Annotated in this window: 7 protein-coding genes; all 7 read left to right on the top strand. The window is 63.3% G+C overall.

The features are described from left to right. The first annotated feature begins 199 nt into the window (after positions 1–199). On the top strand, positions 200–877 hold the full coding sequence (locus AB0B25_RS26215; protein ID WP_357184584.1) for a TetR/AcrR family transcriptional regulator: 678 nt from the start codon (positions 200–202) through the stop codon (positions 875–877). A 564-nt stretch (positions 878–1,441) separates the two neighbouring features. Beyond that, a complete protein-coding gene (locus tag AB0B25_RS26210; RefSeq protein ID WP_357184581.1) occupies positions 1,442–3,046 on the top strand; it encodes an NERD domain-containing protein in 1,605 nt (534 codons plus the stop codon). Positions 3,047–3,260: 214 nt separating this feature from the next. Then, positions 3,261–4,634: a cytochrome P450 gene (locus AB0B25_RS26205; protein WP_357184578.1), complete on the top strand. Its 1,374-nt coding sequence runs from the start codon at positions 3,261–3,263 to the stop codon at positions 4,632–4,634. Between the two features lie 685 nt (positions 4,635–5,319). Then, the gene (locus AB0B25_RS26200) at positions 5,320–5,475 is read left to right on the top strand and encodes a hypothetical protein (RefSeq protein ID WP_357184575.1); all 156 of its coding nucleotides are present in this window, start codon (positions 5,320–5,322) and stop codon (positions 5,473–5,475) included. 113 nt (positions 5,476–5,588) lie between these two features. Then, positions 5,589–6,707: a type III PLP-dependent enzyme gene (locus AB0B25_RS26195; RefSeq protein ID WP_357184572.1), complete on the top strand. Its 1,119-nt coding sequence runs from the start codon at positions 5,589–5,591 to the stop codon at positions 6,705–6,707. Between the two features lie 36 nt (positions 6,708–6,743). Beyond that, a complete protein-coding gene (locus AB0B25_RS26190; protein WP_357184569.1) occupies positions 6,744–8,126 on the top strand; it encodes an aspartate aminotransferase family protein in 1,383 nt (460 codons plus the stop codon). A gap of 404 nt (positions 8,127–8,530) precedes the next feature. Next, complete coding sequence (locus tag AB0B25_RS26185) at positions 8,531–9,583, top strand: porin PorA family protein (RefSeq protein ID WP_357184566.1); 1,053 nt, start codon at positions 8,531–8,533, stop codon at positions 9,581–9,583. Positions 9,584–9,681: the final 98 nt, after the last annotated feature.

Below are 9,681 nucleotides of genomic sequence, written 5' to 3'. Positions count from 1 at the left end.
TAGTCGTGGCGGCCCTGCTCGGTCAGCCGGATGGCAAGGCCCAGACCCGCGAATCCACTGCCGATGATGATCGTCTTGGCATGGCGCGGGGGCCGATTGACACCAGCTTTGTCTGTGACCTTGCGACTCATATACGTGAGCGTACGATCTTATTGATCGTGGGTCAACGGTATTGACCAGCGTTCAGTAGGGTGGCGTCGTGGGTAGCAGAAGTCCAGGAGAAGCCACGAAGCGTACCCGGCTCAGCCCGGACCAACGCCGCGAGCAATTGATCGCGTTGGGCGCCGAGATGCTCGGCGAGCGCGCCATCGAGGACATCTCCGTCAGCGAGATCGCGGCACAGGCCGGCATCTCGCGCGGTCTGCTGTTCCACTACTTCCCGACCAAGCAGGACTTCCGGCTGGCGATCGTGCGGCACGCCAATGCCGAACTACTGCAACGCATCACACCCGACCGTCGACTCGGCATGCTCGAGATGCTGCACGATTCGGTCGAACGTTACATCGACTACGTCAGCGAGAACCGCACGTCCTACCTCGCGCTGCTGCGCGGCCCTACCAGCGTCAGCCCGGACCTGGCCCCGCTGGTCGACCAGACCCGCGACGCCATAGTCGGCATCATCCTCACCGAGGCGCCGGTCTCGGACGCCGACCGCCCCCGCCTCGTGCTCGCCATGCGCGGCTGGATCGCCTTCGTCGAGGAGATCACGCTGAGCTGGTTGCGCGCCGAATCCATCCCGCGTGAGCAGCTCATCGACCTGTTGGTCGAATCGTTGATCGCCATCGCGTCCTCCCTCGACCCGGCGTTGGGTGCCGCGCTGCGCGGCAGAGGAGCGTCCAGGTCGGTCGACCGGGGTGAACGACCGCGGTCGACGTAGTGGTGGAGTCGGGCCATCGTTCGGCTCCACGTGAGCTGGCGCGTGAGTTCGCCGAGGACGAATGGCTCGACGAGACCATCGCTTGCGGCGTCGTTGTCGATTCCGGTGGGTAGATGCGCGGCGACGCCGGAGTCGTTGAAACGAGTTTCGGTGTAGCGACGGCCGGGCGCGAGTCTGCCGAACGGCATGCCGTGGATCTGCCGAGCGTCGACCCGTGGATTTGCCGAAAAGTATGTGGCGCGCCTGCCGGTCCACTCGTCATGTGACCTCGCGTCCCGGATCGACCATTGGTCACGATCCGTCCCCGGCGCAGGCCGAGGATCGGACGCAGACGCCCGGCCCTCGCAGGCGTTCGCGGGTGGGCGGCAAAGGGGGGCGATGGTGTGCCGTTTCGACCGTCGTCGATGCGAATACCGTCCCGGCAGCCCGGTCGGCAGGCCGCCCGCAGAGTGCCCTTTCGCCGCCAATACCCTGCTCTTACAGTGCCTTTCGAGATTTCGTAGAGTATTGCGCCGAGTACCGTCGAGTGGTCGATGGTATGGGACGCGATGGAGGTGGCCGCCGGTGTTGGTCATCAGCGAACGAACGACGGCGCCACGGTCCGAGCAGCGTGTGCTCGGCTGGATGCGGTCCTGGACCGGGCAGTACGTCATTGTGGGAGTGGCGATATCGGGGTGCTTCTTATCCGACCGTTTCGGCGAGGGCGAGGTGCGAGAAGCCGACTTGGTCGTGATCACGCCCAGGGCCGCGGTCGTCGTCGAGGTGCACGGAACGGTTGCTGAAGCCACTGCCGGTGTTCTGTCGGTGCAGGCCGACGGGCGGTGGCGACTGTCCGAGTTCGACGGCGACCCGATCCAGGTGCGCGACACCGATGGCAGTCCATTCGATCAGGTGATGAACAACGTCGCCACCTTGACGGAGCTGGTGCGCGAGCACCACGCCGACGCCATCGTCGACGGCCTGATCGTGGTGGTGCCACCCAGGGAGTCGACCCTCACGCTCAACATCCAATCACGCAGACGCGGTTGCGCAGTGGTGCTCGGGTCCACACCCGTCGATCTGCGCGCCTGGTTCCACCGCACCGCGAGCCGAAAGCTCGTCTGGACCGCCGAACGCGTGCACGCCCTGCTCGGCGACCTGGACCTGGCCGACGAGGTCACCATCGAAGATCTTGTGGCCGACGGTTTTCCGGCGGAGCAGCGGCGGCACTCCGGGACCAGGTCAGCGGCAGGCGCGGCGCGGGAAACGCCCCCGGAAGACGGCGCATCGATCGCCGAAGTCTCGCGCGCCATCGGTAGCTCAGCGGACCCGGACGCGCCGGTCTCGCATTTCACACCCGGACAACCGGACCTCATGCCGATCGCGCCGCGCTTCAGCCCATTCGCGCCACGGCGCCCGATCGAATTCGATGATGTACCAGACGAAGACGATTCCGCAGCGTGGGCGTCGGACCGACCGGTGCTGCCACCCGCCGCGAAACTCGCCCAGAAGCATTTCGCCGAGCCGGAGTTCTACGCGCCAGAGTCTGCCGAGCCGGAGTTCTACGCAGTAGAGCCTGCCAAGCCGGGATTTTACGCGCCAGAGCCTGCCGAGCCGGACTTTTACGCGCCGGAGTCTGCCGCGCCGGAACCCGCAGCACCGGACCCCCTGTCGTCGGGCGCCGCGATCGATCCCGCGGCTCCTACGATGTCGTCAGCATTCACCGACCAGTGGTCGTCGTGGATCGAATCCGACGGTGCTCGCCCATTGCGCACGCGCCCGGCGCTGTCACCTCCGCCGAACCGGAGGCCATGGTGGTCGGACGAGGATGCCGAACAGCGGCCACCGCAGCGGCCCGCCGCACGGACCATCGTCGAACGTCGCCCGCGGCTGTCGGACCTTCGACGATTGTCCGCCGTGCTCGCACGTTCGCCCGGCCGCACCACCGGATCACCGAAGCCGGCTACACATCGCGCGCAACAGCTCGGCGCGGTGGCCTCGATCGCGGTCATCATCGGCGCCATTTGGCTGTTGTCCGCTGCCTGCTCGACCCCGCACGGTGACTCCGGCGAACAGCGACCTCTGCCCGTGTCGACCACGGAGGACGCCGCACCACCTCCGATCGTCACGGAAACTCCGGCTCAACTGAACCTGCTGCCGCTGTGCCTTCCGTTCCGATCCGATTGTTGACCTCGCCGGTCTTTCGGCCATCGTCTCAGGATGCTCGGCCGCCACCGATTCGTACGCCCGGCTCCGCGTCATCGAGGTGCGTCGGTGCCAGGTCCGACGGGATCCTTCCATCATGCGCCGACGTTCCCAGTTGCGGGAAGCCGGCTTTCACAATGTGCCATATCTGTCGATTAGCGTTTTTGCGCCCGGCTCTCGTCTCCTCGTGGAGGTAATGATGACACTCGCCCCCCTGTCCACGTCGATCGTTCCCGGGCCCAGTCGGTCGTCGTCGCTCTCGACGACCATTGCCTTTCAACGAGATCCGTTCGCGTACCTGGCGAAGGCGTTCGAGCGGTATGGGAATGTGGTGCGCGTGCCGGTCCTCGGCATGCCGATGGTGGTGATCAACCACCCGGACGATGTCAAGAAGGTGTTGCAGGACAACCATGTCGACTTCGACAAGGATGCGAAGATCTTCGAACTGGTGAGTCCGCTGCTCGGCGATGGACTGATCAGCGTGGTGGGCGGGGCCAGTTGGATGAGCCGGCGTCGCCTGCTGCAGCCCGCGTTCCATCGCAAGCGCATCGAGGACATGACGCAGGTGATGTCGGCACACACCGAGGACATGCTTCAACGGTGGAGCGGATTCGCCTCGGGCGGCACGGACATCGATGTCGGTCGCGAAATGTCGAACCTTACGCTGCGCATCGTGGCTCGCACGCTGTTCGCGATCGATATCGGCGCGGACGGACAGACGCATCCGTACGCACAGGCACTGGACGTCTTCATGAAGGAACTGTCGGCGTACCTCAAATTCCCGCTGGTCCCGCTGCGGGTACCGACGCCGAGTCATCGCAGGTTCTGGAAGAACCTCCGCATCATGGACGGTTTCGTGTACGACATGATCGGCCGGTACCGCGCGGGTACGGCGGAGGACCAAGGTGACCTGCTGTACATGCTGATCAACGCGCAGGACGCCGACACCGGCGAGAAGATGAACGACCGCCAACTGCGCGACGAAATCAGCAGTTTCCTCTTCGCCGGACACGAGACCAGTGCCAATGCCCTCACCTGGACCATCCAGATGTTGACCGAACACCCGGATGTCGAAAGCCGACTCAGAGCGGAGATCGACAGCGTGTTGGGCGACCGTGAGCCGACCATGGCGGATCTGCCGAAGCTGACCTATCTTGCCGCGGTCGTCAACGAGAATATGCGCATCAACCCGCCGATCTGGCAGGTCATGCGCAATGCGCGGGTCGACAACGAACTCGGCGGCTATCGCATCCCGGCCGGCTCCAACGTCTTCTGGAGCCCCTACCTGGTGCACCGGAATCCCGATTTCTGGCCGGAACCCGAAAAGTTCGACCCGGATCGCTTCGCACCCGACATTGCTCGGAGCATCCACAAAGGCGCGTATATTCCCTTCAGCGCCGGGCCGCGCATTTGTATCGGCAATACCTTCGCTCTGACCGAGATTCAATTGATCCTGACGCGCATCCTGCAGCGCTTTCACTTCGAATCGCGTACCGAGTTGCCCCTGCGCAAGGTGCCGGAGGCCACGGTGCGTCCGAGTAAACCCATCCGTATCGCGTTGCAGCCGCGCTAGACATTCCAACCGAACTCGCGCGCCGGGCCGAATCGCTGTAGCGAGAGCGAAATTCGGCCCGGTGTCGGGTCCAGCGGTCGGCGCGTCTCGGACTATCGAGGATCGACAGGTAGCCGAGGGCCGCGTCGGTCGACCGCACGAACGCGCCGTCGTACGGCTGTTCGCCGGCGTGTACTTCGGTCTATCCGAATTCGGCTGCAGTGCCGCCGTTGCTCTTGATCAACCTCGCAGCGGACGTCGCCCAGCTCCGCCATCATGCGGATCCGAAACCGGTTGAGACGTATCGAGCGTATCGGGCGCCATGCCTGTCGGCGGTACTCGGCAGGCCACCGCTATTCCGTAGCTTATGTTACGGTGCAGCGGGCGTGGGTGACTGCGGGATTGCGTCCAGGCGTACGACTTTCGTCGTCGTTACGGTCGTGTGCTTCCGCCTGAGGGCCCAAATCATATGTCGTATGGCTATATTCGCAGATCAATTCGCTGCCAATCGATGTGGAGCACGTCGGCGGGCCCGACCGTCGGGTATAGGCCCATTCGGTGCTGTCGGAATCGGTGCGAAAGATGTCGGGTTCGCGACTGCACTCTTACCGCTAATCGCCCTAGGCTGCCTGTTGGCCCCGATGAGCCTCGGCAGAGTCTCTCGATCTTCACGGGGCAGAAGGGTCGAATATGCTGCGTGCCATCGATGATCGACGAACGTCGCCATGTCCTCGCGGCTATTGCGCCACGAACGCACACACCCCGCGATAACGACTATCCGCTAATCATCGTCAACGCCCGCCACGCTCCGTTCGAGATCGAACGCGACGACGAACTCCTGTTCCCCCAGCGCTTCTCGTAGAATGTGCAAACAATCGTATGCCGCACGAGTTCTGCCCCTCGATTCCAGATTTCGAGACGATATCCATTCCCACTGCACGAATATCTACGTCGCCGTTACGCGCAACCTCTCGCGTGGCGGAATTCCTGAGAGATGTCGATTACGACGGCCCTCGACTCATCGTCGATCTCGACGTGGTGCGGCAGCGATATTCGGCATACCTGCACGCCATGCCGGGCACTCGGATCTACTATGCTGTAAAAGCGAATCCAGCACCGGAAGTGCTCCAGATCCTGGCCGACCTCGGCTCCTATTTCGACACCGCCTCGATACCGGAAATAGAAGCGGTCCTGGCTCTCGGCGTCGCTCCGGATCGTATCTCCTTCGGAAATACGATAAAGAAAGAAGTCGATATTTCCCGGGCACATGCCATGGGGGTTCACCTGTTCGCGTTCGATTCGGATGCCGAACTGGAAAAGATCGTCCGTTCGGCCCCGGGTGCGCAGGTATTCTGTCGGGTCCGCTGTGATGGAACAGGCGCGGATTGGCCGCTGTCGCGGAAATTCGGTTGTGGTACCGATACGGCGGTAGAACTGCTTCTCGAAGCACATCGGCACGGTCTCGATGTGCAAGGTGTTTCGTTCCACGTCGGATCGCAGCAACGTCGAGCCGAGGCATGGGATGTCGCGTTGGCGACGGTCGCCGAAGTCTATCGGGCTTTGTGTGAGCGTGGCCTGAGAATGCCTGTGATCAATATGGGTGGCGGATTTCCTGCCGCACACTACCGCGAGGAAGTGCCACCCATTCACGATTACGCTGCCACGATCGGTCATGCACTGCGCCGCCATTTCGATAGGGCGTTGCCCGAAATCATCATCGAGCCGGGCCGTGGCCTGGTTGCCGATGCGGGGGTGATCGAAGCCGAGGTGGTCCTGATCGCCCGAAAAGACCGATCGGGACCACGGTGGGTTTATCTCGATATCGGTAGGTTCGGGGGCTTGGCGGAGACCGAGGATGAAGCGATCCGCTATATCATTCGCACGCCGAAGGATGGCGACGACCTGGCGCCGGCAATCCTCGCCGGTCCCACATGTGATTCGATCGACGTCTTGTACGAGAAAGAGCCGTATTGGTTGCCGGTGTCTCTGGAAATCGGCGATCGGGTTCGCATCGAAGCTGCCGGTGCGTATACCGCCTCTTATTCGTCGGTGGGATTCAACGGTTTCGCGCCACTTCAATCATATTTCGTCTGAAAGAACACTGATCAAATATCCGATGGGACCAGGTACATGACAGCAACAGTTGGACCGGTGCCGCTGGCGACCGCCAGCGCTGGCCAGCGCGCGCACAACCCGCTCTGGCTGCATTTCACCCCTGACAGCAGCCGATCCGGCTTCCCGGTCATCGTTCGCGGCGAAGGCGCATACGTATGGGACTCGAACGGCAATCGCTATCTCGACGGGCTCGCCGGCTTGTTCGCGGTACAGGTCGGGCACGGGCGAGCCGAACTCGCCGAGGCTGCCGCGCGTCAGGCGCGAGAGTTGGGGTACTTCCCGCTGTGGGGGTACGCGCATCCCGTCGCCATCGAACTCGCCGAACGACTGATCGCCACCCCGCCCGGCGACCTCGATCACGTCTTCTTCACGGTCAGCGGTGGCGAGTCGGTCGAGACCGCGTGGAAGCTGGCGCGTAAGTACTGGAAACTCGTCGGAAAACCTGGCAAGCACAAGGTCATCAGTCGGCACATGGCGTACCACGGGACCTCCATGGGGGCGCTCTCGATCACCGGTCTCCCTGGCGCCAAGGTCGATTTCGAGCCACTGGTTCCTAGCTCTACCCGCGTCCCGAACACCAATTTCTACCGAGCCGACGTGCACGCAGACGACCACGAGGCTTTCGGACGATGGGCCGCCGACCGTATCGAGGAGGCCATCGAGTTCGAGGGCGCCGACTCCGTGGCCGCGGTCTTCGTCGAGCCGGTGCAGAACACCGGTGGCTGCTTCATCCCGCCACCCGGCTACTTTCGGCGCGTTCGCGAGATCTGCGATAAGCACGACATCTTGCTGATTTCGGATGAAGTCATCTGCGCATTCGGTCGGCTCGGCTACGAATACGGCGCCCAACGGTTCGGTTACCAGCCCGACCTCATCACCATTGCCAAAGGGCTCACCTCGGGCTACGCACCGCTCGGCGCCGTACTGATCAGTGAGCGTGTCGCCGAACCATTCCGGCATGGCGCCACTTTCATGCACGGTTCCACCTATGGCGGCCATCCCGTCTCCTGCGCGGTAGCACTCGCCAACCTCGACATCATCGAACAGGAAGGCCTCTACGAGCACGTCCGGACCAACGAGGCCTTGTTCTGCTCGACCCTCGGAAAACTGTTGGATCTGCCGGTTGTCGGAGACGTCCGCGGAGTCGGATACTTCTACGCGGTCGAGATCGTCAAGGACAAGAACACCAAGGAATCATTCAGCGCTCAGGAGACCACCCGCATCATTCAGCAGCATGTGTCCAAGACGCTCTTCGAATCCGGTTTGCATTGTCGAGCCGATGATCGCGCGGAGCCGGTCATCCAGCTCGCGCCGCCTCTCATCTGCGATCGAAGCCACTTCGTGGAAATGGAGCAGATTCTTCGAGCGGCGTTGGAAGGGGTATCGGCTCTGCTCTGACGCGACCAGCCTCCCGCGACGCCGTTGGCCCGCAATCGTTCTCGGAGTTGCCTGTGCCGCACGGTGGAGTCGAGACTGCCGCACTCGGCAATGTTCCCCAGGTCGTCGGGACGCCCCGGTGCCAGCGCGTTCGTTCGGCACTCCGCCGCATTCCGCGGCTGGGTCGGTCGACCGGTCGCCTGTCGAACTCGCTCGATTCCGCAATCCAGCGATAGATATCCCTAAGGCGGATAAGGTGATTCGGGTCACAACACGCCGTCTGGTAGATCGCAAGGAGCTGGGATGGTTCGCCACACCTGCGACCCGGCACTTCGGCAGGTCGCAGCGGCGCATCACTGGTCAAGCACGCGTGCCCTGATCAAGAGCGTGCGCGCATGGCCCATCGGCACCAAGGGAGTTCATTGATGTCTGTCCGCAAGTCCTCAGTGCTTTGGCTGGTATTAGGGATCGTTCTGATCATCGGCGCGGTGATCGTCAAGTTCGTGGCGTTGCCGTCGCTGACGAAACTGCCCGCCGACCTGAACCAGGCACAGAAGTACGAAGGCACAGTGCAGGCGCTGAATCCGCAGGCGTTCGCGTCCAACGATCTGGCGAATCTGCTCACGCCGGAGCTGCCGATCACCGCCGACCGCTCGCTCACCGTCGACGCGGTCGACGGTGACACCGCCATCGTCACCAGCAAGGCGGTACTCAACCTGCCGGACGCATCCACGCAGGACGATGTGCACACCTATGCCGTGAGCCGTGTGGACTATTCGCCGGTCGCGATCAGCGAAAGTCAGCAGCAGTCGCTGGTCCCCGCCGACAAGCAGGCAACCTTCGAGGCGCACAGTGGCATTGCCTTCAGCTGGCCGATGGATCCGCCGAAGGAGGGCACGACCCTCTACGACTCGGTGACTCGCACGGCCCAGGCGGCTACCTACATCGACGAGGGCACACTCGCGGGCCGCGAGGTGTTCAACTACAAGGTGGATGCCGCCGGTCCGATCACCAGCCCGACCGTCCTCGCTCAATTCAAAGACTTCCCGAAGCAGCTCCCCAAGACGGCGGTGGCCGGCTTGTTGCAGGCGGGTGTCGTCCCGGAATCATCGCGCGCCATCCTTACCGCCGCATTGCCGACCCTGCCTGACGTGGTGAACATCGGGTTCGGCAGCACGAATGTGATCACCGCCGCGGTGGACAATCACCTCGGCGCACCGCTGAAGGTCGATCAAGCCCAAACGATGGCGGTGACCGTTCCGGTCGACGGAAAGGATGTGCCGACGCTTCCGCTGTCGGTCGTGAAGCTGCATACGGCGGACTCGGAGGTTTCCGCCGCCGCGGACACGATGTCGAAGAACTCGACAATATTGTCGGTGCTCGGAATATGGCTGCCGGTGGCCCTGGTAATCCTCGGGATCGGCCTCGTCGTGCTCGCCCTGGCCCGCTGGCGCAAGCCTCGGACGATCACTCCGTGATCTGCCGCCCCCGCGCGGTCACGGCCCTGCCCCGACACCCTCGATAGCTGTCGAGATGTCGCCGGGGCGGGATTGCCCAACTGCCGGTGGCAAAGTCG

Origin of the sequence: Nocardia sp. NPDC049190 (assembly GCF_040648115.1) — a bacterium.
Lineage (GTDB): Bacteria > Actinomycetota > Actinomycetes > Mycobacteriales > Mycobacteriaceae > Nocardia.
This window is presented reverse-complemented; position numbering and strand designations above follow the sequence as displayed.

Coding starts and splice junctions, on each gene's coding strand:
- AB0B25_RS26200 (WP_357184575.1), top strand. CDS start 5,320: ATGATCGACGAACGTCGCCATGTCCTCGCGGCTATTGCGCCACGAACG.
- AB0B25_RS26205 (WP_357184578.1), top strand. CDS start 3,261: ATGACACTCGCCCCCCTGTCCACGTCGATCGTTCCCGGGCCCAGTCGG.
- AB0B25_RS26185 (WP_357184566.1), top strand. CDS start 8,531: ATGTCTGTCCGCAAGTCCTCAGTGCTTTGGCTGGTATTAGGGATCGTT.
- AB0B25_RS26190 (WP_357184569.1), top strand. CDS start 6,744: ATGACAGCAACAGTTGGACCGGTGCCGCTGGCGACCGCCAGCGCTGGC.